Here is a 24,006-nt window from a genome sequence, read left to right on the forward strand (position 1 = left end):
CTGATACGCTACAATAAACATAATCAATAATGTTTCATAAAAGAGAAGTTAGCAAGTTACCGGTACCGACAAGCCGACCAGAACTATCCCGTGTTTGGTTCGTTTTAGGGTCATAAGTACCTCTGAGTCTTCCACCAGCATCCCTTAATTCCAATTTTCCATTTGGTAAAGTTTTTATTTTACCGAGGAGTCGACCAGAACGATCTCTTAATTCTTGGTCTTTCATGAGTGTACCTCCTTTTGTATTATAGACTGTAAAAATGCCTTTTCATTGAAAAGCCTTGAGAAATTATGTATTAGTTTTCCCCGCCTGTCAAGTTATTTTCGTTTGTTCTTGGTCGTAGTCAATGGGGAGAAAATTTTAAAGTACGCAACCTTGACATAGAGCTCTGCAATTTTCTTATCCTTGTTCTTTCTGCATCGTTTTTAATGATTCTGCTGTTATAAATTGCCAGTGGTCGTAAAATTTCTACTCGTTCTGAAACGGGTTCGAGCGTCGGTTTCTATAAGTACAATTTTTTCAATATCTTCCATCTTTGTACCCCTGTTCGGTCTGTAGAGGAGGCAGTTCCCCCTACCGTCTGGAGCCGGGGATGGGTGATGATCATTGCGGTTCGGGTCGGGCGGGTTTGAGCTATCCTGTTGATGGTGGCGGATTTATCGCGGGTGGACTGTTGCTGCTGGTATGTCCTTTGATTGCTGATACCGGATGCCGGTACGGTTCCGGATGCGGCGGCAGGAGTGGCGGATTGGGCAGTTTTTGTAACTGTGCTTTCAGGTTTGACTTGTGTTTTTATGTTAATATATTTGAGTTCGTGCGTGAAGATTCAGTAGTTCCGGTCTATATTGAAGATGAGTTGCGCCGGTCGTTTCTTGACTATGCGATGTCGGTGATCGTCGCCCGGGCACTGCCTGATGTTCGGGACGGTCTGAAGCCGGTGCAGCGGCGAATCCTCTGGACAATGAATGAGATGGGGCTCTTGCCGAACCGGCCGTTCCGGAAGTCGGCAGCGGTGGTGGGCGATGTGCTCGGTAAATACCATCCCCATGGTGATGCGGCGGTTTATGATGCGATGGTCCGGATGGCGCAGGATTTTTCCATGCGTTATCCGCTGGTGCAGGGGCAGGGGAATTTCGGTTCGATTGATGGTGATGCAGCAGCCGCCTACCGTTATACCGAAGCCCGGCTCGCACCGCTGGCGCTGGAGCTTTTGCGCGATATTGAGAAGGAGACGGTTGATTTCCAGCCCAATTTTGACGGCCGGCTCAAGGAGCCGGTGGTTCTGCCCGCCGCTTTTCCGAACCTGTTGGCAAACGGGGCAACCGGGATTGCGGTCGGAATGGCAACCAGTATTCCGCCCCACAATCTTGGCGAGCTGATTGACGGGCTGGTGGCGCTGATTGATGATCCCCAGATTACGGTTGCCGGGCTGATGAAGCATATCAAGGGCCCGGATTTTCCAACCGGCGGGACGATTGCGGGAACTGATGGTGTCCGCCAGATGTATGAAACGGGCCGGGGCAGTTTTGTCGTCCGGGGGAAGGTGGTTTTTGAGGAGGTGAAGGCGGGCCGGGACCGGCTGGTAATTACCGAGATTCCCTATCAGGTGAACAAGGCGAGTCTGGTGGAGCGGATCGCCGAGCTGGTCCGGGAGAAGAAGATCGCCGGGGTCGCGGATCTCCGGGATGAGTCGGACCGGGAGGGGATGCGGATTGTGCTCGAGCTCAGGAAGGAGACGCCGAAGGAGGTGATCCTTAATCAGCTGTTCAAGTGGACACCGCTGGAGTCCTCATTCGGCGCCATCCTGCTCGTGCTGGTGAATAATGAGCCGAAGGTGCTGAATCTCAAGGGGCTGCTCGAGCAGTTTCTTGAGTTCCGGCTCGAGACGGTCACGAGAAGGACGAAGTTTGAGCTCGCCCGGGCTGAGGAGCGGGCGCATATCCTGGAAGGGCTGAAGATTGCGCTCAAGAACATTGATGCGGTGATTGAGCTGATAAAAAAATCCAAGGATACCGAGACCGCGCGTCAGGGGCTGGTGCAGAAGTTCAAGCTTACGGAACGGCAGGCGGATGCGATTCTGGAGATGCGGCTGGCACGGCTGACCGGACTGGAGCGGGAGAAGATTGATGAGGAGTACAAGGGGCTGATCAAGGAGATTGCCCGGCTGAAGAGTCTGCTTTCGTCGCGCAAGCTGATGATGGGTGAAATCCGGCAGGAGCTCTTGGAGCTGAAGAAGCGGTTTGCCGATGAACGCCGGACTGAGATCCTTGCCGAAGCGCCGCGGGATGTGTCGATTGAGGATCTGATCAAGGAAGAGGATATGGCAGTTACGATCACCCACCGGGGCTATATCAAGCGGATGCCGGTCAGTGTTTACCGGCGTCAGAACCGCGGGGGCCAGGGCCGGACCGGGGTGCCGGTTGCGGAGGAGGATTTTGTTGAGGGGTTGTTCGTTGCTTCAACCCATGACTACATGATGTTTTTCACCGACCGGGGCAGGTGCTACTGGCAGAAGGTTTATGAAATTCCCGAGGGGTCCTATGCCTCCAAGGGGCGTTCAATTGCCAATCTGGTGGAGATGGAGAAGGGGGAGTGTACCAGTTCCTATGTGGCGGTGCGGGAGTTTTCCCCGGACCGGTATGTGTTTTTTGTGACCCGCCAGGGGATGGTCAAGCGGACGAGTCTTGAGGCATTCTCCAACCCGCGGCGCAAGGGAATCATTGCGATGACCGTGGATGAGAAGGATGCCCTGATTGCAACCCTGCTGACTTCGGGAAGGGATGATATTCTGCTTGTGACCAGAAATGGAATGGGAATCCGGTTCAAGGAGACCGATGTCCGGGAAATGGGCCGGACCGCTGCCGGTGTGCGCGGAATTAAACTGAGCAAGGGTGATGAGGTGATCGGCGCAGTGGTGTGTGCGCCGGGCAGTTCGCTGCTGACCATATTTGATAACGGTTTTGGCAAGCGGACCGATTTCGATCTGTTTCCGGTACAGCGGCGTGGCGGCAAGGGGGTGATCGCTGCCAAGCCGGTGGAGAAGTCAGGGAAGCTTGCCTGTGCCAAGGCGGTGACCGACTCCTCAGAGGTGATCATTACCTCGCGTCAGGGGGCGGTGATCCGGGTCAAGTGTTCTGATATCCGCAGGTGCGGCCGGGCGACTACTGGGGTCAAGGTGATGGCGGTGGAGAAGGGTGATGCGGTGGTCGATGTCGCCCTGATCGAAGAGGGTTCGGTTTAAGCCCGGCAGTTTTCCAGAAGGATTTTCAGGTCGCCGACCGTCCGGACATAGAGCCGGGCAGAGGGCATCATTCTGATAATGTGTTCCGGTCTTACTGCCTCAAGATGACGGGTTAAAAGCACCGGGGTCATGCCGGCACGCCGGGCACCATTGAGTTCATCTGAGCCGCCGTTGCCAATGAACAGACAGTTCTCCGGTTTAACGCCAAGCTGTTTTGCAGTAAGATGGTAGATTTCCGGATCCGGTTTCTTGAGCCGGACCTGGCAGGAGAAGACCGCGGTATCAAAGAGCGGGGCAAGCGGAGACTCGTGCCAGTGGGCAACTTCATCAAAACCGCAATTTGAGATCAGTCCCAGGCGGTAGCCCGCTTTGCGCAGGGCTTGGAGTCCAGTGAGTGTTTCCGGTTCGATGTTAGTAAGTGCATGGCGAAAGCGCTGGTGCCGGACCTGCATTGCGGTTCTGAGCTGTTCCTCAGTTACCTGCGGATTGAGCTGACGCGCCAGCCGGGCGATCGGGATCTCCACGGGCACCAGGCCGAGGCAGTAGTCCGGCGGGTCCCTGAGCCAGTGTTCATTCCAGACCTCACGGTCAATCCCCAGCAGTTCGGCGGTGTGACTCCCCGGTGCACCGGCAACCTCAAGTGAGGTCAGGGTGTGAAACAGGTCAAAGAGCAGAGCGGTAATCTTTTGCGGGCAGGAGATGTTCATCAGATCAGCGGAGCTGGCGGCGGTATTCAAACCGGCTTAAAAAACGGGAGCCGGCAATCCAGAGGTAGCGCTCATCGGCAAACAGGGCGGTGATCTCTCCTTCCGGCAGCCCGGTGCTGCGGTCAATGACAATCCACGCATCATTTTTCAGATTGAGCGTGTGAATTGTGCTGCCGTCGGCAATAAAGAGATAGTTTCCTCCTGCGGTCATTGTCCGGACCGGTCTTGACAGGTCAAATCCCGGCGGGATGATCTGGGTCCAGGTATTGGTTGTATCAAGCCGCAGAATCCGGCCCAGGGTGCCGAAGAAGAAGGTCCTATCCGCCCGGACGATGGAGTAGACACCGAAATCAAATCGGGCAAACGGGTCGGTGACCGGGATCAGGCTGTCGTCAGTCACCAGGAGCAGGCCCTCGTCGGTTGCCACAAGCAGTGTATCCCGAACCAGGCTGAGGTCGTTCAGTCCGCGTTCAAGTTTCCAGAGCAGGTTGAGTTTACTGTCCGGACTTATGGTGTAGACGCCGTTGGCGGTGGCGATCAGAGTATTGCCGGCATAATTCAGCATGCCGAGGATTTTTTCGCGATGGTGAAGTTCCAGCACCCGGTCCAGAGCGGGCAGGAAATTGATGTGCAGTGAACTTCCTGTCCTGGATGTGTAATACCAGTTTTTCATGGAGTCAATACCGGCGGCGCCGTCTTCGGTAAGAAACCACAGTTGCTGATCATACCGCAGGATGCGGGTAATCGGTCCTGCCGGTGGTCCGGGACGGAGCTCGCGTTCCTTTAAGCCGGAAAAGAGATTGTAGACAAGGATCCCATAGCCGGGGCTGGCAACATAAAGCCGGGCTAACCGTTCGTCGGGCCAGGCTTTGGTCAGTTGCCGGATGTTCAGGTCGGCGTCAAGGATGTGATAGGGTGTCAGGAAGGTCCAGCGCCGGATTGGGGTGGTATCCTTCTCTCCAAACCAGCGGACCGGCGGTTGAAGCTCTCCAGGCGTCCGGAACTGGTCCAGGGATCTGATTTTCTGAAACATGCCCTTTTCGGTGTCAAAGAAGGCACCATTCTGAGCGATTCCGATTGAACGGAGCTCGCTAAAGGGCGGATTGAGCGGCTGAAGCTGTCCGGTGCCGGGGACGAAGCTGTAGAGGCGGTTTGTGCCGGCGATCAGGAGTTCACCGCCGAACGGGTTGTAGGCACAGAACCGGATCCGGTCAGTTATGCCGTCGGCAGAGGTCAGGGTGCGCAGGTGCTGGTAGCTGTAGCGGTCAAGGATGTAGATGCCCTCCGGGACCGCGATGTAAATCTGCCGGCTGCTGAAGCTGACCGAGCCGATCTCCTCCAGCGGAGGATAGTGCAGCCACAGTTCCGGCTGATAGAAAAGAGTGAAGAAAAGCGAAATGAGGAGACCGGACATCAGGCTCCGGTTGCGGTGAGCAGCTGGTGCATTGCCTGCGGGATCAGGCTGAGGAGATCGCCCGCTGCCAGCGAGTATTCGGTTAACCGGGAGGCACCGATGTCTGCTGCCAGCCCGTGGATAAACACCGCACTGATGGCGGCGTTCAGGGGCGAAGCACCCTGAGCCAGCAGACCGGCGAGCAGTCCGGTCAGGACATCGCCCGTGCCTCCAGAGCCCAGACCCGAGTTGCCGGTGGGGTTGATAAATACCCTGCGGTCAGGAGCAGCGATGACGGTCGGGGCACCCTTGAGCACGAGAAAAAGGTTATGCAGCGAGCTGAACTCCCGGGCGATCTCAACCCGGCGCCGGTTGATCTCCTGGACCGGGATGCCGGTGAGCCGTGACAGTTCGCCCGGATGCGGAGTGAGGATCACCGGCGGTTTGAGCCGGCTGAGCGTTGTAACTTCACCGGCAAGATTGTTCAGACCATCGGCATCAATGACGAGCGGTTTTTCAATTCTGGGCAGCAGTTCCATAAGCAGCTGGCGCGTTTCAGGATGAGTTGAGATACCGGGACCGATGGCAACTGCATCCGCACCGGCAGTAAGCCGAGCGAGCGGTTCAAGTGCCTGCAGGCTCAGTGTTTTCTCTTTGGTTTCCGGCAGGGGATGCTTTACCGGCTCCAGCACAGCTGACTCAATAATCGGGCTCAGACTTTCCGGATAGGCGAGCCGGACCAGCCCGGCACCGGCGCGCACCGCCGCCATTGCAGTCAGACAGGCGGCACCGGTAAAGCCCCGGGAACCGCAGACAAGCAGGCAGGTGCCGAATGTGCCCTTGTGTCCATCCGGGGGACGGAAAGGCAGGAGTTTGCGGACCGAATCGGCGTCCACCAGAAATGTATCCCCAGCCTCCTGAAGCAGTTTCCGGGGTATTCCGATGTCGGCGATCAGCAGTTTTCCGGCACAGCTTTTTCCTGGATAGAGCAGCAGCCCCAGTTTGGGTAGCGCCATCGTGACCGTAATCCGGGCACGGGCCGCCGGTTCGAGGACCTCACCGGTATCGGCATTCACTCCGGACGGTATGTCGACACTGACAACCTGGGCACCACTCTGATTAATCAGTTCGATTGCCTGGGCATAAATGCCAGTCGGCGGGCTGGCAAGCCCGGTGCCGAAGATGGCGTCGATTATGACCTTTTCTCCGGAAAGCAGACAGGAGAGCTGTTCCATGGCGGTAATTTCCACCAGCGGGAAGCCGGCGTTGAGCAGGATTTGGGCATTGGTCCGGGCATCGCCTTTGAGTTCTGTGATCTTGCCGAGGACCGCACATTCAACCGGCAGATTGCGGTTCAGCAGATGCCGGGTTATCACCAGCCCGTCGCCGCCGTTATTGCCCTTACCGCAGATGACAAGAAACCGCTGATGGGGAAAATCGGAGAGTTCCGCAGTAAGATAGTCAACGACACTCCGGCCGGCGTTTTCCATCAGCACCAGCCCGGAAATACCCCAGTTTTCCATTGCCAGGCGGTCGATCTGCTGCATCTGTCTGCCGGTAACGACCGGAAGCATCAGCTGATTATAAGATACAGAATCTGCCAGTCAATTGAGCGATACCGTCCTGATTGACAATTCTGGCCGGGGTGGTAAATTAATCTGAAGCAGAAAAGGAGTGTGAATGCAGCATGGTGCGGTAAAGTGGTATGATGCAGAGAAGGGGTATGGATTTATCAAGCCGGAGCTCGGTGACCGGGATGTCTTCGTCTACGCCTCGGACATCACCGGAACCGAGGAGCGGGCACTGAAGCCCGGAGAGCGGGTAAGTTTTGAAATTGCTGAGACCGTGCACGGACCGCGGGCGATCAATGTCCGCCGGGAGGCGGTCTGAATTCTGTTCCTGCCTCATTTAGTTGACAGTCAAAGATAATCAAATAGTCTTTTAAATGGTGACAGAAGTGTATCTGGGCGTGGGCAGTAATTCAGGCGACCGGGAGGAAAATCTTTACCGGGCGCTTGCCGAACTGGTCAAGCTCGGTCCGCTCCAGCGGTCCGCATGGTATGAGACCGAACCCGCAGGTATGTCGGCAGGAACTCCGCATTTTCTCAACGGCGCAGTCCGGCTCTGGACCGGATTGAGTCTTGAGGCGCTTCATGTCCGGACAGGTGAGATTGAAACCAGGCTCGGCCGGGAACCGGCGCGGTCTCCAGACGGACCGAAACGGTCACGGGCCATCGATATTGATATTTTATTTTTCAATCATCAGGTTATCGGCTGGCAGGCAGATAAACCTGACCTTGGGGCACAGCTCATTGTGCCCCACCCGCGCCTGCACGAGCGGGCGTTTGTGCTTGTGCCCCTTGCCGAGCTGGCGCCGGACTTCAGGCATCCGGTGCTGGGATTGACGGTGCGGGAGCTCTTGGCAAAGGTTGATACTTCGGGGGTGCGACCTTGGGAGCGCAGCTGAGTTATCTGGCGATTGAAGGGCCGATCGGCGTCGGGAAAACCGCACTGGCAGAACTGCTGGCAAGGCGCCTGCAGGCCCGGCTGGTGCGTGAGGTGGTGGAGGAGAATCCGTTTCTGGAAAAGTTTTACCGGGATATGCGCGGCTATGCGTTTCAGACGCAGCTGTTTTTTCTGCTTTCCCGGCACCGGCAGTTGCAGGAGGTATTCCAGTCCGGGATGGTGCTGATGGAAGGGGCGCTGGTGCCGGAACAGGCGGTGGTCAGTGACTATCTGTTTGAGAAGGACCGGATATTTGCCACGCTTAATCTGACCGAGCATGAGCTGGCGCTCTATTACCGGATTTATGAGCTGATCAGGCGGGATATTCCCAAGCCGGATCTGGTCGTATATCTGCAGGCACGGGTGGAGGTACTGCTGGCGCGGATCCGGCAGCGGGGCCGGCCGTTTGAGGTGGATATTGATCCGGAGTATCTGGGCACGCTGGCAAATCTCTACAATTCATTCTTTCTCCATTACGAAGAGGCGCCGGTGCTGATTGTCAATACCGACCGGCTGGACTTTGTCGCCAGTCAGGATGATTTTGAGGAGTTGCTGCGGGCGATCCTGGAACACCGTTCGGGCAGGAAATTCTATTCGCCCCGGAGCCGGAGGTAGCAGATGGCTGCCGATTCCGGGAAAATTACCACCCGCCGGCTGCGGAAAATGAAGGCGCTCGGGGAAAAAATTGTCTGTCTGACTGCGTATGACTTCACCTTTGCCCGGATTATTGACCGCTCCGGGGTGGATGTCATTCTGGTCGGCGATTCGGCGGCAAATGTCGTCTACGGCATGCGCACAACCCTGACGATCGGGATGGAGGAGATGCTTCTGCACACGCGGGCGGTGGCAAGCGGGGTTGAGCGGGCGCTCGTGGTCAGTGATATGCCGTTTCTCTCCTTTCAGGTGTCGCCGGAAAGGGCGGTGGAGAATGCCGGCCGGCTGCTTCAGGCCGGGGCAGAGGCGGTCAAGGTCGAGGGTGCGGGTCCGGTGCTGGAGGTGGTCAGGCGGCTGGTGGCGTTCGGAATTCCGGTAATGGGACATCTCGGACTGACACCCCAGGCGGTTCATCAGCTGGGCGGTTACCGCCTACAGGCAAGAAAGCCTGAGGAGCAGGAGAGGTTGCTGGCGGATGCGCTGGCGCTGGAAGCAGCGGGCTGTTTTGCGCTCGTCTTGGAAAAGGTGCCGGCGGAAGTGGCGGCGACTGTCACGCGCCGTCTCCAGATTCCGACTATCGGTATCGGTGCCGGACCGGAGTGCGACGGTCAGGTGCTCGTGCTTCAGGATCTGCTCGGGCTGAGCGATGAACCCCGGCTCAAGTTTGTCAAGCAATATGCTGAACTCAGCCGGATTGTCCAGACGGCGGTTGCGGAGTACTGTTCCGAGGTGCGCAGCGGCAGGTTCCCCGGAAAAGAGCACAGCTTCTATCTGGATGAAGGAAAATAACCGGGTGCGGGTAATCCGCAGTGTCCGGCAGATGCAGCTGCTTGCCGACCGGCTCCGGACACAGGGCCGGATTGGTTTTGTGCCGACGATGGGGGCACTCCATGCGGGACATCTCGAACTGGTCCGGGTTGCCCGGGAAAATGCCGATTTCACCGTTGTTTCCATCTTTGTCAATCCAATTCAGTTCGGACCCAAAGAGGACTACCGGCAGTATCCGCGGGACTTCACCCGGGACCGGCGGCTGCTTGCCGGACTCGGGGTGGATGTGATTTTCTACCCGGATGCAAAGGCGATGTATCCTGAAGGGTTTGCCACTTATGTTGAGGTTGATGGGCTCACCCGTTATCTCTGCGGCCGGTCCCGACCGGGACATTTCCGCGGGGTGACTACCGTGGTGGCAAAACTGTTTAACATTGTCAAACCCCATGTTGCGGTCTTCGGGCAGAAGGATGCTCAGCAGGCGCTGGTGATCAGACGGATGGTCCGGGACCTGAACTTTGATCTGAAGATTATCGTGGTGCCGACCGTGCGGGAGCCTGACGGTCTGGCACTCAGTTCGCGCAATGCCTATCTCACCCCAAAACAGCGCCGGCAGGCGACCGTGCTCTATCAGGCATTGCAGCTGGCTCAACAGCTGATCAGAGCCGGGGAGACCGAACCGTCCCGGGTCAAGCGGGCGCTGCGCCGGCTGATCCGCACTCAGCCTGAAGCCCGGATTGATTATGTGGAAATCGTTGATACCTCCCGGCTGGAGCCGGTTCCAAGGATTCAGGGCGAGGTGCTGGTTGCGCTCGCGGTCTATTTCGGCCGGGCACGGCTAATTGACAACCTCATTGTCCGTGCCCCGCAGTCCGGCGGTAAAAACTCCTGATACCCAGCAGCGCGGCCGTCCCCAGGAGCAGAAGCACAATTCCAATTACCACCAGTGCCAGCCGGTGAGAGGTGAGGTCACCGAGGGTGCCGATGAAGAGCGTGGTCAGAAGAAAGGTGGCGTTGGTGATGAACTCGCGGGTTGAGAATATCCTGCCCCGGATATTTTCCGCCACCTCCTCCTGCAGCATCGTATTCTGGACAACGCCGAGCCAGGAAAAGGCGATGCCGGCGATTACCGCAACCAGGATCATAAACCAGAGGGTAATGAGCCAGTTGCCGATGAAAAACAGCAGACCATAGATGAGAATGATGACGGCGACAATCAGCGGGCGGTTGATGTTTTTCGGCATCAGTCCGATGACCACTGCACCGGCAATCATCCCGATGGCGAGGATGCCGGCAAAGATGCCGACGCCAGCGGTGCCCATTCCCAGCACCTGCTGGACGAGGTAGATCAGAATCGTATAGGCGACGGCGGAGATGAAGGTGGAGACGACGATCGAGCCGAGCACAAAGGCAACCAGCCGATTGATGAAGACGAGCCGGATAACTTCTGCCAGTTCCCTGAAAAACTGAACAAAAGCGTTGACAATCTCCTGGACCAGGTTTTGCTCCGAGTGTAATCCGTGTGCCAGCGGGTTTGCTGAAAGCGGACGAGTGATACTGGTACCGATGTTGAGCACCAGGATACCGGCAACCAGATGACACGAGGCGTCAATCCAGATTCCCCGCTGCCATCCGACCCATTTGATGAGAAACCCGCCGATCACCATGCCCAGCACAGTGGCGATCCGGGAAAAGAACAGACTGGCGGAGTTGGCGGCAAGAATTTCATCCCGTGCGACAAGGCTGGGCAGGAGTGCGGGGTTGGCGGTGTTGTTAAAGATATCCAGACCGAAGAACAGGGTCAGGGCGATCCAGAACGGCACAAAAGAGCGGGTGAGGGCAATGGCGAACGGGGTGAGGCCGAGAATGGCGGTCTGGATGAAATGGGTACGGGCGATCGTATTCCGCCGGTTCCAGCGGTCAACAAGCACGCCGGCAACCGGTGAGAGCACAAGTGTTGGAATAACAAAGGCAAGCGAACCGCCGGAATAGGCGAGCAGTTTTCCGGGAGCGGACATGCCGATGACGGTAATCAGCAGCATGTGAGACAGCCGGTCGCCGAGCTGGGACATGGCACCGGCGAGCGCCAGGTAAAGGAAGTTGCGGTTTTTCAGAACCGTAATCAGTCGGGATGGCATTTTAAGCGAGTTTAGCAGAAATCGATGCAATTGCAATCCGGAAATAGCGGACAGGAAAATCCTTGACCCCGGAGCAATTACTGGTATAATGACATTTTAACTAACCAAGGAGGAAATCCGATGAAGGAAAATTCCCAGTCTCCGATTACGATTTCCGTGATCAAAGCCGATATCGGCGGCTATGTCGGGCATTCTGCCAGTCATCCGGAAATTATTGATCTGGCTGAAGATAAGCTGAAGAAGGCAAAAAAGGAAGAGCTGCTTATTGACTTTTATGTCACCAGCTGCGGTGATGACCTGGAACTGATCATGACCCACCGGCAGGGAAAAGACAGTGAAAAGATTCACAAACTTGCCTGGGACACCTTCATGGCCTGTACTGAACTTGCCCGGGAACTCAAACTCTACGGTGCCGGGCAGGACATGCTCGCCGATGCCTTCAGCGGTAATGTCAAGGGAATGGGACCGGGCGTGGCAGAGATGAGCTTTGTTGAGCGCAAGTCCGAGCCGGTGATCGTCTTCTGCGGGGACAAGTGCGCACCCGGCGCCTGGAACCTGCCGCTTTTCCGCATCTTTGCCGATCCGTTCAACACCATCGGTCTGGTGATTGATCCGACGATGCATGACGGCTTCCGGTTCGAGGTTCATGATGTATTTGAGGGCCGGGATATGGTCCTCTCCTGTCCGGAGGAGATGTATGACCTCCTGGTGCTCATCGGCTCACCGGAGAATTATGTCATCAAGAATGTCTACAAGAAGGACGGTGAAATCGCCGCCACCAGTTCCACCCAGAAACTGGCACTGATCGCCGGCCGGTATGTGGGCAAGGATGACCCGGTAATGATGGTGCGCTGTCAGTCCGGATTTCCGGCGGTGGGAGAGGTGCTGGAGGCGTTTGTCTTTCCCCATCTGGTTTCGGGCTGGATGCGCGGTTCCCACTACGGTCCGCTGATGCCGGTTGCCCAGCATCAGGCAACGCCGTCAAGGTTTGACGGTCCGCCCCGGGTTATCGCTCTCGGTTTCCAGCTGGCAGAGGGGAAGCTGATCGGACCGCGGGACATGTTTGATGATCCGGGGTTTGACCTTGCCCGCAAGGAGGCGAACCGGCTGGCGGAGTTCATGCGCCGGCACGGACCGTTCGAGCCCCATCGTCTGGGCTTGAAGGAAATGGAATATACCACCCTGCCCCAGGTGCTGAAGAAACTCCTGGAGCGGGAAAAGCAGGGTTAAAGGCAGTTGGAAAAGGAAGGGATTCAAGATTTGATGAATACCGGCACCGGCAGTGATGTGCAGGCGGTGGCGCGGCTGGCACAGGCGCGTCAGCAGCTGGAGAATGAGCTCGCCAAGGTGATCATCGGTCAGAAACCGGTGATCGAGCAGGTGCTCATCTGCCTTTTGGCGCACGGTCACGGGCTTTTAATCGGTGTTCCCGGGCTGGCAAAGACCCTGCTGGTCAATACCCTTGCCCGGGTTCTGGACCTGTCCTTCAACCGGATTCAGTTCACGCCCGACCTGATGCCCTCCGACATCACCGGCACCGAGATCATTGATGAGGACCCGCAGAGCGGACGGCGCTGTTTCCGGTTTGTGCCCGGACCGGTGTTTGCTAATGTTGTCCTGGCGGATGAGATCAACCGGACTCCGCCCAAGACCCAGGCGGCACTGCTGCAGGCGATGCAGGAATACCGGGTGACGGTCGGGGGCAGAACCTATGACCTGCCCGCACCGTTCTTTGTGCTCGCAACTCAGAATCCGATTGAGCTTGAGGGCACCTATCCACTGCCTGAAGCCCAGCTTGACCGGTTCATGTTCTCAATTGTGGTTGATTATCCCAGTCCGGAGGAGGAGAAGAAAATCGTCCAGAGCACCACCTCGGCATACGAACCGGTCCTGGAACGGATTCTGGATGCGGACGAGGTGCTGGCGCTGCAGGCGCTGGTGCGCCGGGTGCCGGTGGCGGATGAGGTGCTGGACTTTGCGGTCCGGCTCACCGGCATGACCCGGCCCGGCAGTCCGGATGCACCGCAGTTTGTCAAGGACTATGTGAGCTGGGGTGCGGGACCGCGGGCGACCCAGTACCTGGTGCTCGGTGCCAAGACCCGGGCGATTCTTGAGGGCAGATACACGCCGGGAATTGATGATGTGATTGCGGTAGCCCTGCCGGTGCTCCGGCACCGGGTGATTACCAATTTCACCGCTGAGGCGGAGAACATCCGGGTTGAGGAGCTGATCCGCCGGCTGATCGAGACCTGCAGTCAGCGCCGTTAAGCCGGTCCGGTGCCGGAATTAAAAGGAGTGAAGATGAGAAAGATCGGGCTGGTGCCGCTTGCCAGTCTCAAACCCGGGGACAACCGGTTTGAACTGGAGGGAGTGGCACGGGATTACGGGCTGGAGATTCACGAGGTTCGGGAAAACCCCTCTTTTGAAGAACTGCTGGGCAGAATCCGGGTGGCGGTGGTGATCACCCGCAGTGGCAAGCGGTTTCTGGTTCGGGGCAGAGTTCACTTCCGGGCGCGGCTGCGCTGTGCGATCTGCAATGAGGAGTATGAGCAGGATTTTGATGAGGAGCTGGTTGCCGAATTCACAATGCTGGAGCGGACCGGTGCCGCCTATGCCCGGGAGCTGGAACCGGAGGAGCTGGACCGGGTGAAGATTGATGCTGACTTCATTGACCTGAGTGCGGTGATTCATGATGCGATCCATCTGGCAATTCCGATCGCACCGCGCTGCCGTGAGGACTGTCAGGGTATCTGTCCGGTCTGCGGGGCAAACCGCAACCTGGTGCGGTGCGGATGTGAACTGCGGGAAAAAGGAACGGCTGCGGGCGGTTGACCCGCTAACCGGTCAGCTATAATATTTTAAAACAGCAAGCTGTGGAGGCGTATGATGGCAGGATTCAGATATAAACCGGTGCACGCCCCGCGTGGCACCACCCTGACCTGCAAGGGCTGGCACCAGGAGGCGGCGCTCCGGATGCTTTTAAACAACCTTGACCCCGAGGTGGCGGAGAGGCCCGAGGAGCTGATTGTCTACGGCGGCACCGGCAGAGCCGCCCGCAACTGGGAATGCTTTCAGGCGATCGTCTCCTGTCTCAAGCAGCTGGAAAATGACGAGACCCTGCTTGTCCAGTCGGGCAAGCCGGTGGCGATCTTCCGGACCTTTGAGCATGCGCCCCGGGTGCTGATCGCCAACTCCAACCTCGTGCCCCGCTGGGCGACCAAGGAGTATTTTGATGAGCTCGAGGCGCAGGGGCTGATCATGTATGGCCAGATGACCGCCGGCTCCTGGATTTACATCGGCACGCAGGGCATCCTGCAGGGCACACACCAGACCTTTGTCAGTGCGGGTATCAGGCACTTCGGTTCCGGGGACCTGACCGGCAGGCTCGTGGTTTCGGGCGGGCTGGGTGGAATGAGCGGTGCCCAGCCGCTCGCTGCGACGATGGCGAATGCGGTCTATCTCGGAGCCGAGGTGGATCCGGCGCGGATTGAACGGCGCCGGGCATCGCGCAAACCCCGGTATCTGGATGAGCGGATTGATAATCTCGACCGGGCGATTGATGCGGCGCTCGAGGCAAAGGCGCACCGGCAGGCAAAGTCAATCGTCTGGTGTGGCAACATCGTTGACCTGCTCCAGCGGCTGCTCGAGCGCAATGTCACCCCCGACCTCCTGACCGACCAGACCTCAGCCCATGACGAGCTCAACGGCTATGTGCCGGCAGGCATCAGTTTTGAGCAGGCGCTGGAACTGCGACGCCGGGATCCGCAGGAGTACAAGCGCCGTGCCTACGAGACGATGGCGCGCCATGTCCGGCTGATGCTCGCCCTGCAGGAGCGGGGTGCGGTCACCTTTGACTACGGCAACAACCTGCGCGGCAAGGCGCTCGAGGGCGGATATCTCCGCGAGGAGGAGATCCGGACTCCGGGCAGAACCGGCTCCTGGAAGTATCCGGGTTTTGTGCCCGCCTATATCCGGCCGCTCTTCTGTCAGGGGATGGGACCGTTCCGCTGGGTCGCCCTCTCCGGTGAGCCGGACGACATCTACGAGACCGACAAGATCGTGATGGAGCTTTTCCCGGACAAGCCCGAACTCCACAACTGGCTCAAAAAGGCGGAAAATGAGGTGCCGTTTCAGGGCCTGCCGGCAAGGATCTGCTGGCTCGGCTACGGGGAGCGGGACCGTGCCGGTCTGGCATTCAACCGGGCGGTCCGTGAGGGCAGACTCCGGGCGCCGATTGTCATCGGCCGAGACCATCTGGACACCGGCTCGGTCGCCTCACCCAACCGGGAGACCGAGGCGATGAAGGACGGCTCAGATGCGATCGCCGACTGGCCCCTGCTCAATGCGCTGCTCAATGTTGCCTCCGGCGCCTCCTGGGTTTCAATCCATTCCGGTGGCGGCGTCGGCATCGGCTATTCGGTCCATGCCGGCCAGGTGGTGGTCTGCGACGGCACACCCCAGATGGATGAGCGGCTCCGCCGCGTTTTGACCAATGACCCGGGTCTGGGCGTGTGCCGGCATGCGGATGCCGGCTATGAGGAGGCGATCAGCCTTGCCCGGAAAGCCGGAATTGTGATTCCGATGCTGGATTAAGTGTCAAGACTGCTGCTTCTGCTTCTCCTGCCGGCTGCCTGCGGACAGCTCCGCCCACTTTCCCGGGCGGACCGGCTCGGTCCGGAGGAGAAACTGGAATACCTGATTTTACGCACCCTTGACCCGCAGGCAGGAGAGCAGTATCTCAGTCTCGGCTCGGCACAGGCACGTCAGGAGTATCTGGACTGGTTCTGGCAGGACCGGAATCCGGAGGAGCACCGGCGCTACCACGAGCGGGCAGAAAAGGCGGCAGCGCTCTTCGGCCGGCTCGACCTGCTCGGTGATGAGCGGATACCGGTCTACATCCGCTACGGACCGCCCCGGCGCGAGGAGTATGCACCCCTGCCGGTGGAAAACGAGACCCTGCGGCTTTTTGTCAACCCGGCGGAGATCTGGACCTATGACTCGCTCGGGCTCCAGTTTGACTTTGTCAAGACCGGGGTCGGGTTCCGGCAGGTCGGATTTACCCGGTTCGGCAATCGCTGGTTTCCGCCCGCATTTGAGCCGGTGGATTATGGCAGACCGGCACCGTCGCCCGGACCGGATGCCAGAAAACTGGACCTTCAGATTGCCCTTTACCGGTTAAGCCAGCACCAGGAGACGGTGCAGGTTGAGCTTCATTACGGCGTGAGACCGGCGGGTTTGAAGCCGGGCGATATCCTCCGGTTTGAATTCCGGTTTGACTCCCGGCGCTACGGCGGTTTCGTCCGCTCCGGCTGGTATGGTTTTTCCGCCGACACCGGGAACGTCCTGGTGGTCGGCAGGGAGCTTTTTTCCCTGCCTGCCGACATCTATTCGGTCCGGGTCAGTGCGGTCAACCGCGACGGCTCGGCAGCGGGCGAGGTCCGGGCAGAGCTTAACCTCGTGGACTATGTCCGGCGCGCCCAGCCCGGCTCTGATATTGTACTATATGCACTGGTGGATGATATCTTCCAGAGCCCGCAGTTTGAGCATCCCCGCTACCGCCGGGTGGTGCCGCTTGTTCTCCCTGAGGTCCGCTCCGGTGGCACCTTCTACGCCCTGTTTGAAATCTACAACCTGAAGACCGACAGCCTCAACCGCCACCGGGCACAGGTCCGCTACGAGCTGATGGACCTGGACACGAGAAGAATGGCGGTTATCCCCGCACCCTCCCGCTTCATCACCGGTGCGGGCACAACCGGCACTGCGCTGGAGCGGGTGCACACCATGGACTTGAATCCGGGCAATTACCTGCTGCTCGCCCGGGTTGAGGACCTGAACTCGGGAAGACAGCTCAGCCTGACCACCCGGTTCCGCATCCTACCGCCGGAGAAGAAATAGCCACTTCAGCCAGCCCAGCCCCCAGGCAATAAAGGTCACCAGCCAGGTCTGCCACTCCGCCAGCGCCTCCCGGATGCTGAACCCCGGACTCTCCGGCTGGGGACAGGCAAGGGCAATAATTTCCGCCTCTGCCCGGCTGATCAGCCCGTAAATCAGCAGATAGCCGAACAGCACCACCAGTGCGCTCCAGACCGGCGGATGGAAGCCGACCACCACTCCGGCAACCAGCGCAAAATTCCCCAGATAGAGCGGATGGCGGAAATAGCGGTAAGGACCGCTGACCACCAGCCGGCGGGCAGAAATCTCCGGCTTTCTGCTCTCCCTGCCAATATAGCCCGCGGTCCAGAACCGCAAAAGCAGACCGGGGAGGAGCAGCACCAGCCCGTTCAGCAGTGTTCCGGGTCCGGGTCTGCCGGTCAGGGCGACAAGGACAAAACCGAGCAGACCGGCAACCTGCCGGCAGCGGAAAAGAAACCGCCCGAGCCGGGCGGTAGGGGAAAGTTCGGAAGACGCCAATACTGTTTGAAGGTTATCTTACCCGCTCAGCGACAAACTCTCCTTCGCCGTCAATCGGGTCAACCTCAATATTGAAGATCCCGGCGCCGATCAGCTTCACCTTCGGGTCGTCAGCCAGGTCCTGCTCCTCAGATCCGCGCGCACCGACCGCGCTCTGCCGGACGATAAAGGTGGCATCCTTCGGGCTGGTGAACTGCCACACCTCCAGCTCCTCCTCGGTCACGAGCTGAAACCGGAAGGTAAAGCCGGTGCTGGCATAACCCTGGACCCGGTTCAGAACCGGCTCCTCACCCTTGGCAAGCCGCAGCCCCCATTCACAGTCAACCGAATCCCACCTTACGGTAATCCGCCACTCCTTCATTCCCTTCAGCGTCAGCGGTGCGCTCGAGTTCACCGGCACCCGCCGCGGCTCAACCCCGCTCGCCTCAACGAGCACCAAAATCCGGCTGTTCTTGGGCAGATCAAACCACAGCACCGTCTCCTCGGACCGGGTCTCAATCGTAAAGCTGTTATGCTCCCAGAGCCGGGTTACCCTGCCCTTCAGCTCCAGCCCGGAAGCGCCAACTGCCAGGATGACAAAGAGCAGTACACCTGCGACTTTAACCGACTTCACGCCGCCTCCTTTTTAATTATCAGACCAGAAGATTTTCCAGCCGCATGATTGACCACACCGGTGCGGTCCGCGGCAGATCCAGATCTACGCAGTTTGCCGGGGTTTCAGGAGCGGGCAGATCCTTATAGGGCACCGGCGGCACCTCGGGATCGGGCAGAGTCAGCCCGTCAATTCTGGCGCCCGCCACATACCCGATCACCCTGCCTCCCCGGTCATAGAGCACATTCTGGACAAAGAACCCGCGATGGGTTCCCCGGAGATCATAGACCGTCCTGCCGACGAGAAACCCGCGCGGCTTGCCCATGAAGTCATAGAAAACCACTTCCCGCAGCCGGTAGGTTGCCTTGCCGAACCTGTTATAAATCACCTTCTCCGTCATTTCTTCCTCCGTAAACAAAGAGCGCAATTAAACACAGATTAAAATTATCAGTAAAACCGGTTAAAAGTCAAGCCGGGACAAAACCCGGTCCTGAGATTGAGCACAGCCGCAATTTCTCCACCTGCCTGCTCCACTGCGGTCAGGACAGTAAACCGCTGGAAACCACCGGCATCAGCGGAGTCAACTGTCCTCCCTGCAGGACCGGGGTAGCCCGGGGCTAGCCCTTAAGTATTTGAAAACTTTTCAGTTAAGTTAAAAATACCCTAAAGCAGGAGTGTTGCGGGCGCGGGTGCTTGACAGCGCTCATTGTTCCGGATATAATGGCGTCTGATTGTGGTGCGATGGTTCCGGACCGGTTTCAGCCTGACCGCATTGCTCTTTGACAATCCGGAGTTTTTTCTGGGTTGAGCACTCAATGCCAATTCCGGCGGGGGTCAACCCAAATCCACCTTTTAACATCCTGCTCTTCAGATAGTTACAGCCCTGAGGGTCTGAATCCTGTCCCTGATTCAAAAGGGATTGCGACATCATAAGTATGATATGCCAAGCCCGTTTTATACCGTAAGTCGTCTGAATCCTGTCCCTGATTCAAAAGGGATTGCGACGGTCGGCGACAGAGATGTGATTCAGAAGGTCAGCGAGCTCGGCGTCTGAATCCTGTCCCTGATTCAAAAGGGATTGCGACTTCCGTAGGGATGTCGTTCAGGTAGTTTCTCTTATTGCTCTGTCTGAATCCTGTCCCTGATTCAAAAGGGATTGCGACTGCTCAGCACTTTTAGCTTCTGTTTTAAGCCCGCCCTCTCCTAAGTCTGAATCCTGTCCCTGATTCAAAAGGGATTGCGACCACTTGTTGTGAAGGTATCAATCACCCTGCCGAACTTTTTCGGTCTGAATCCTGTCCCTGATTCAAAAGGGATTGCGACCAACCGGTTTAGGACACTGGCGGATTATCTGCCTTGCCGTCTGAATCCTGTCCCTGATTCAAAAGGGATTGCGACACAGAACCAGTCAACCCACTCATCAAGATGTTGCCGGAATATCCTCTGAATCCTGTCCCTGATTCAAAAGGGATTGCGACCAAGTATCGCATACCCACGGATAAAGGGAAGGTTCACTTTGTCTGAATCCTGTCCCTGATTCAAAAGGGATTGCGACCGGTCTTAACTTTCACCGGCCGCCACTTTTGCCCGTCCCAGTCTGAATCCTGTCCCTGATTCAAAAGGGATTGCGACCCTGACCACAACCCCCAGTTTTCGCTTCCTAAGGGCACGCCGTCAGAATCCTGTCCCTGATTCAAAAGGGATTGCGACATTTTTTCTTCATCTCTTCGTAGAATTTAGACATGAATTTACTCGGTCTGAATCCTGTCCCTGATTCAAAAGGGATTGCGACTTAATGGCGTTAATAACTTCGTCAGCGGATAATGTGAAAGGTCAGAATCCTGTCCCTGATTCAAAAGGGATGCTGTCAGCATTTATTGACAATCGGCTTTGAAGCAGATATAAATTGTCATCTTGCGCTATCTGCCTTTGAGCGTTCAGTTTACCGCTACCGAGCCGTTGGAGCTGCCGGAATTCAAAGGGGCGGTGGTGCGGGGCGGTTTCGGGCTTGCCCTGCGCCGGGTCTGCTGTCCCTTTCCGGACCGTAACTGCCGGGGCTGTCTGCTCCGCCCGCGCTGTGTCTGGAGTTATGTGTTCAATACCCCCAAGCCGGATAACTTCCCTCTTACCTTTAAGCCAGAGACTGTGCCCCAGCCGTTTGTTCTCGAACCCCCGGATGATGAACGCACCCGTCTGCCGCGCAACTCCCGGCTGCGGTTCGGGCTGGTGCTCATCGGCAAAGCGATTGACTTTCTCGCCTATTTCATCTGTGCTCTGGAGCAGCTGGCAGAGCTGGGGCTGGGCAGAAACCGGGCGTCCCTCAGGTTCAACGGCGTCTATCAGAACGGCAGACAGATTTACAAGCCCGAGCGTCAGGTAATCACCGACAGGCTGGCGATTGAGGAGTTCAACTTTGTCCCGACTCAAACACCGGTTTCAAAAGTAAGGCTCGAGTTTCTTACTCCGACCCGCATAATCTATCAGGGCAGGCTCTGCCGGCGCCCGCAGTTTCATATTCTGGTCCGGGCGCTTTTGCGCCGGCTCTGGCTGCTGAGCACATTTCACGACCAGCCGGTTGAGTTTGACCACCGCTGGTTGCTCCGGGAAGCAGAAAAGGTCCGGCTCACCGAGGCGGTTTTTGCCGGTGCGGACTGGTATCACTTTTCCCGGCGCCAGGGCAGGTTGATCGAACGGGAAGGGGTGACCGGCTGGGCGGTTTATGAGGGTGAGCTGACACCCTTCATGCCCTTCCTTACCGCCGGTGAGATCATTCACATCGGCAAGGGGGCAACCTTTGGCATGGGAAAATACAGACTGGAGGTGCTATGAACGAGAGGGAGTTTCAGGCGGTCGTGCTTGGTGCCCTGCTGCACGACATCGGCAAGTTCTGGCATCGGACCGGAGAACTGCCGGGGACTGATCATCCGGAGCTGAGCAATAGGTTTATCACCAACTATCTTGACCCGGAGTGGGTGGATGCGGCGGATATCGCCGCCCGTCACCACCTGCGTGATGTCAAGACGGCACGCAATCCGGCGCTGACCATGATCGTCACGCTTGCCGACTGGCTCTCCAGTGGGGAAAGGATCAGCCTTGAAGAGGGAGAGGAGGGCACACCGTCGGCACTGGCGCTGATTTCTGTCTTTTCCACGCTTTATCACTCCGAGGAGTACACCCGGTTTCCCCTTTCCGAACTGCCTGAGGATGGCAAAATTGAGCCTTCTGCCAGTTACGAACCGGGGTGGGCTGATTATCAGCGGCTCTGGCACCGCTTCACTCAGGAGGCAGGTTCGCTGAAGGGGCTGGGGTTTGATGCGCTCGTCAACCGGCTGCTTGCCCTGCTGGAGAAGTATACGATGTTCATTCCCGCAGCGGCATACCGGAGTCTGGCAGACATCTCCCTTTTTCACCATCTCAAGTTAAGCGCAGCGATCGCCGCCTGTATCTACCGCACCGGGCTTGAGCCAGGCGAGGTGGAGGGGCTCATTGAGGCGCTGAAGTCGGAGCAGGTATCAGGCACAGGAGAGGTTGCAGCGCTTGTCGGCGGTGATCTGTCGGGGATCCAGGAGTTCATCTACAACCTCCGGGCAGAAGGGGCGCTCAAGAGCCTGCGCGGGCGTTCGCTTTATCTCCAGCTTGTCTCCGAGGCGGTTGCCGGCAGGATTCTCGATCTCTTCCAGCTGCCCCGCACCAATCTTCTTTACTGCGGTGGTGGTCATTTCTATCTGCTCGTGCCGGTGGTTGACAATCTGGCAGAGAAGATTGCCGGCGTTGCCCGTGAGGTTGATCAGGTTCTGCTGGCAGTCCATCAGGGCAGGTTGAGTGTTACGGTGGCGGTCGAGCGGGTCCGGGCAGAGGAGTTCAGGCTTGAGCGGTTTGGCAGGGTCTGGGAAGAGCTGCATAGCCAGCTGGGGGAGATGAAGCGGCGCCGGTTCAGCCGGCTGCTGGCGGGGACCGACTGGCAGAGGGTGCTCGGTCCGACCGGGGTTGGCGGTGAAGCGCCTGGCTGTGCAATTTGCGGCGAAGAGCTGACCCGCGGTGAGCAGGAGGTGTGTTCTCTCTGCGACAGCTTCATCCAGCTGGGCAGACAGCTGCATCAGGCAAAGTATCTGATTGAGAAGCCGGTGGCGGCACATCCCCTTGACCGCCGGGACTGGAATGCGGTGCTGGCCGCACTGGGCAGAAGTTACTCGTTTGTTACTGATATCCGCTCGGGCACGGAGGGGCAGGTTTATATCCTCAACAGCACAGAACTGCCGGCAGGAGACGGCGGTCTCCGGTTTATCGCCACCCATGTGCCGCAGGCAGAGGGCAAAACAGCAGAGCTGAAGGATATCGCCGGTAAGGCTGACGGGGTAAAACGCTGGGGTGTGCTGCGGATGGATGTTGACCGGCTGGGCGAGACCTTCCGCAAGGGTCTGGGCGAGACCGCCTCCGTTTCCCGGCTGGCGATGCTCAGCTATCTGCTGGGTTACTTCTTCACCGCCCGGGTGCAGGCGCTGGCGCAGGAGGATAAATTCCTGGACAGTATCTACCTTGCCTATTCGGGTGGTGATGACCTGTTTGTCATCGGTGCCTGGTCGCAACTGCCGCAGTTTGCCCGGAGAATTTATGAGGAGTTTCAGCGTTTCACCTCCGGCAGGCTCACCCTGTCTGCCGGTATCTTTGTTGCGCCGGCGGAGAAGTTTCCGGTCTACGAGGCGGCGCAGCGGGCTGGCGATGCCGAGGATCAGGCGAAGATGATGGGACGGAATGCGCTCGTATTTCTGGATGCGTTCGTCAGCTGGGACGATTATCCGGATGTCCGGGATATCACCTGTCAGCTCGTCGAACTGCTGGGAGACGGATACCCGGTTCCCCGCGCCCTGCTCTCAATTCTCAACTCCAGCTGGGCACTCATGGAGCAGGCAGACAGAAACGAAATTCCGGTCTTTCCGGTCTGGCGCCTGCTTTATGCCCTGACGAGATTGAAAGCCAGAATGAAGAACATGCCCGAGGCGGTGCTGAAGCTGGATGAGCTGGAGAAGCGGGTTGTGCAGGACATTAACCTTCACCCTCATCTTCCGCTCATCACCCGCTGGGCAGAACTGAGGACAAGAGAAAAACTAAAAAGGGAGGATAAGGATGCAACAATCACAAAGAACCAGCAGCCAGTCCAATCCTGAGGCAAAGTACTTCCGGGAATACAAGCCGACAGAGAAAGCCAGAGAGCATATAGAGGAGATCGTCCGCAAGGGAAATGTCAGACTCCTCAATACCTTCGCCCAGGAGCTGGGACAGATTTTCATAAACAAGATGGGCAAGGAGAAGGAGCTGACAACCTCGCAGGTCCGTTCCATCCTTGATGACATCCAGAGCATTGATACCAGCAGTGAAGACAGCGTCCGGCGTGAGCTGGAACTGCTCAGGCCGAAACTGGCCTATGCGGCGGGCAGACACAAAGGCAGGGTCAAGCAATTTCAGGGGGTTATTGATTATGCGATTGAGCTGGTGACCGATCCGAATACAAAAGCGCCAGCTTCAATGTTTGAAAATCTCAAGGCATTCATTGAGGCGGTGGTTGCCTATCACCGCTATTATGGTGGAAGGGAGTAAA

23 protein-coding genes and 1 CRISPR repeat array are annotated in these 24,006 nt (G+C 57.8%); of the genes, 14 read left to right on the forward strand and 9 right to left on the reverse strand.

The window, feature by feature from the left end:
* Nucleotides 1-34: 34 nt before the first annotated feature.
* Complete coding sequence (locus ABIK48_00785; GenBank protein ID MEO0020697.1) at nucleotides 35-226, reverse strand: hypothetical protein; 192 nt, start codon at nucleotides 224-226, stop codon at nucleotides 35-37.
* Nucleotides 227-815: 589 nt separating this feature from the next.
* On the opposite strand from ABIK48_00785, the gene gyrA reads away from it, so the two are divergent.
* On the forward strand, nucleotides 816-3,242 hold the full coding sequence (gene gyrA, locus ABIK48_00790) for a DNA gyrase subunit A (GenBank protein ID MEO0020698.1): 2,427 nt from the start codon (nucleotides 816-818) through the stop codon (nucleotides 3,240-3,242).
* Here gyrA and ABIK48_00795 read toward each other — a convergent pair.
* From ABIK48_00795 to ABIK48_00805, 3 genes are read right to left on the reverse strand one after another with little or no spacing between them, the layout of a single operon-like run.
* On the reverse strand, nucleotides 3,239-3,949 hold the full coding sequence (locus tag ABIK48_00795; protein ID MEO0020699.1) for an HAD-IA family hydrolase: 711 nt from the start codon (nucleotides 3,947-3,949) through the stop codon (nucleotides 3,239-3,241). The two genes, gyrA and ABIK48_00795, sit on opposite strands and share 4 nt — an antisense overlap.
* A 4-nt stretch (nucleotides 3,950-3,953) precedes the next feature.
* Nucleotides 3,954-5,363, reverse strand: coding sequence for a hypothetical protein (locus ABIK48_00800; GenBank protein MEO0020700.1), 1,410 nt, complete (start codon nucleotides 5,361-5,363; stop codon nucleotides 3,954-3,956).
* Nucleotides 5,363-6,916, reverse strand: coding sequence for an NAD(P)H-hydrate dehydratase (locus ABIK48_00805; GenBank protein ID MEO0020701.1), 1,554 nt, complete (start codon nucleotides 6,914-6,916; stop codon nucleotides 5,363-5,365). Before ABIK48_00805 ends, ABIK48_00800 begins: the two co-directional genes overlap by 1 nt.
* 106 nt (nucleotides 6,917-7,022) lie before the next feature.
* Here ABIK48_00805 and ABIK48_00810 point away from each other — a divergent pair, with 106 nt between their 5' ends.
* Genes ABIK48_00810 through panC form a run of 5 tightly spaced genes read left to right on the forward strand, consistent with a single transcriptional unit; the run spans nucleotide 7,023 to nucleotide 10,161 of the window.
* Nucleotides 7,023-7,232 (forward strand): cold shock domain-containing protein, encoded by a 210-nt coding sequence (locus ABIK48_00810; protein ID MEO0020702.1) that lies wholly within the window; start codon nucleotides 7,023-7,025, stop codon nucleotides 7,230-7,232.
* 55 nt (nucleotides 7,233-7,287) lie between these two features.
* Complete coding sequence (folK, locus tag ABIK48_00815) at nucleotides 7,288-7,809, forward strand: 2-amino-4-hydroxy-6-hydroxymethyldihydropteridine diphosphokinase (protein ID MEO0020703.1); 522 nt, start codon at nucleotides 7,288-7,290, stop codon at nucleotides 7,807-7,809.
* Nucleotides 7,794-8,462, forward strand: a complete 669-nt coding sequence (locus ABIK48_00820; protein MEO0020704.1) for a deoxynucleoside kinase — start codon at nucleotides 7,794-7,796, stop codon at nucleotides 8,460-8,462. The genes folK and ABIK48_00820 overlap by 16 nt, the downstream gene beginning before the upstream one ends.
* Before the next feature lie 3 nt (nucleotides 8,463-8,465).
* Nucleotides 8,466-9,290: a 3-methyl-2-oxobutanoate hydroxymethyltransferase gene (gene panB / locus ABIK48_00825; protein MEO0020705.1), complete on the forward strand. Its 825-nt coding sequence runs from the start codon at nucleotides 8,466-8,468 to the stop codon at nucleotides 9,288-9,290.
* Between the two features lie 4 nt (nucleotides 9,291-9,294).
* Nucleotides 9,295-10,161: a pantoate--beta-alanine ligase gene (gene panC / locus ABIK48_00830; GenBank protein MEO0020706.1), complete on the forward strand. Its 867-nt coding sequence runs from the start codon at nucleotides 9,295-9,297 to the stop codon at nucleotides 10,159-10,161.
* Here the strand turns inward: panC and ABIK48_00835 are convergent.
* On the reverse strand, nucleotides 10,121-11,407 hold the full coding sequence (locus ABIK48_00835) for an MFS transporter (protein MEO0020707.1): 1,287 nt from the start codon (nucleotides 11,405-11,407) through the stop codon (nucleotides 10,121-10,123). The genes panC and ABIK48_00835 overlap by 41 nt on opposite strands.
* A 120-nt stretch (nucleotides 11,408-11,527) precedes the next feature.
* Between ABIK48_00835 and fbp the strand changes: the two genes are divergently transcribed.
* The 5 genes from fbp to ABIK48_00860 are packed head-to-tail and all read left to right on the forward strand — an operon-like array spanning nucleotide 11,528 to nucleotide 17,302.
* Nucleotides 11,528-12,637: a fructose-1,6-bisphosphate aldolase/phosphatase gene (gene fbp, locus ABIK48_00840; GenBank protein ID MEO0020708.1), complete on the forward strand. Its 1,110-nt coding sequence runs from the start codon at nucleotides 11,528-11,530 to the stop codon at nucleotides 12,635-12,637.
* A 33-nt stretch (nucleotides 12,638-12,670) separates the two neighbouring features.
* On the forward strand, nucleotides 12,671-13,675 hold the full coding sequence (locus tag ABIK48_00845) for a MoxR family ATPase (protein MEO0020709.1): 1,005 nt from the start codon (nucleotides 12,671-12,673) through the stop codon (nucleotides 13,673-13,675).
* A 33-nt stretch (nucleotides 13,676-13,708) separates the two neighbouring features.
* Nucleotides 13,709-14,239 (forward strand): DUF177 domain-containing protein, encoded by a 531-nt coding sequence (locus ABIK48_00850; GenBank protein MEO0020710.1) that lies wholly within the window; start codon nucleotides 13,709-13,711, stop codon nucleotides 14,237-14,239.
* Between the two features lie 54 nt (nucleotides 14,240-14,293).
* Nucleotides 14,294-16,000 (forward strand): urocanate hydratase, encoded by a 1,707-nt coding sequence (gene hutU / locus ABIK48_00855; GenBank protein ID MEO0020711.1) that lies wholly within the window; start codon nucleotides 14,294-14,296, stop codon nucleotides 15,998-16,000.
* Nucleotides 16,001-17,302 carry a hypothetical protein gene (locus ABIK48_00860; protein MEO0020712.1) on the forward strand — a complete coding sequence of 434 codons (1,302 nt, stop codon included), beginning with the start codon at nucleotides 16,001-16,003 and terminating at the stop codon, nucleotides 17,300-17,302.
* Here ABIK48_00860 and ABIK48_00865 read toward each other — a convergent pair.
* The 4 genes from ABIK48_00865 to ABIK48_00880 form a co-directional block, all read right to left on the reverse strand.
* A complete protein-coding gene (locus tag ABIK48_00865; GenBank protein MEO0020713.1) occupies nucleotides 17,282-17,818 on the reverse strand; it encodes a methyltransferase in 537 nt (178 codons plus the stop codon). The two genes, ABIK48_00860 and ABIK48_00865, sit on opposite strands and share 21 nt — an antisense overlap.
* A gap of 13 nt (nucleotides 17,819-17,831) precedes the next feature.
* A complete protein-coding gene (locus ABIK48_00870; protein MEO0020714.1) occupies nucleotides 17,832-18,431 on the reverse strand; it encodes a hypothetical protein in 600 nt (199 codons plus the stop codon).
* 19 nt (nucleotides 18,432-18,450) lie between these two features.
* Nucleotides 18,451-18,810, reverse strand: a complete 360-nt coding sequence (locus tag ABIK48_00875; protein ID MEO0020715.1) for a 4-fold beta flower protein — start codon at nucleotides 18,808-18,810, stop codon at nucleotides 18,451-18,453.
* A 263-nt stretch (nucleotides 18,811-19,073) separates the two neighbouring features.
* Nucleotides 19,074-19,196 carry a hypothetical protein gene (locus ABIK48_00880; GenBank protein ID MEO0020716.1) on the reverse strand — a complete coding sequence of 41 codons (123 nt, stop codon included), beginning with the start codon at nucleotides 19,194-19,196 and terminating at the stop codon, nucleotides 19,074-19,076.
* Between the two features lie 103 nt (nucleotides 19,197-19,299).
* Nucleotides 19,300-20,279: a CRISPR direct-repeat array (repeat unit 37 nt; unit sequence GTCTGAATCCTGTCCCTGATTCAAAAGGGATTGCGAC).
* Between the two features lie 45 nt (nucleotides 20,280-20,324).
* Here ABIK48_00880 and cas6 point away from each other — a divergent pair.
* The 3 genes from cas6 to csm2 are packed head-to-tail and all read left to right on the forward strand — an operon-like array spanning nucleotide 20,325 to nucleotide 24,005.
* Entirely contained in the window at nucleotides 20,325-21,239 is a 915-nt protein-coding gene (gene cas6, locus ABIK48_00885; protein ID MEO0020717.1) for a CRISPR system precrRNA processing endoribonuclease RAMP protein Cas6, read from the forward strand.
* A complete protein-coding gene (gene cas10 / locus ABIK48_00890; protein ID MEO0020718.1) occupies nucleotides 21,236-23,575 on the forward strand; it encodes a type III-A CRISPR-associated protein Cas10/Csm1 in 2,340 nt (779 codons plus the stop codon). Before cas6 ends, cas10 begins: the two co-directional genes overlap by 4 nt.
* Nucleotides 23,535-24,005 (forward strand): type III-A CRISPR-associated protein Csm2, encoded by a 471-nt coding sequence (csm2, locus tag ABIK48_00895; protein ID MEO0020719.1) that lies wholly within the window; start codon nucleotides 23,535-23,537, stop codon nucleotides 24,003-24,005. The genes cas10 and csm2 overlap by 41 nt, the downstream gene beginning before the upstream one ends.
* Nucleotide 24,006 lies beyond the last annotated feature (1 nt).

The sequence above is a fragment of the candidate division WOR-3 bacterium genome (assembly GCA_039801085.1).
Classification (GTDB): domain Bacteria; phylum Hydrothermota; class Tepidihabitantia; order Tepidihabitantales; family Tepidihabitantaceae; genus JAOABP01.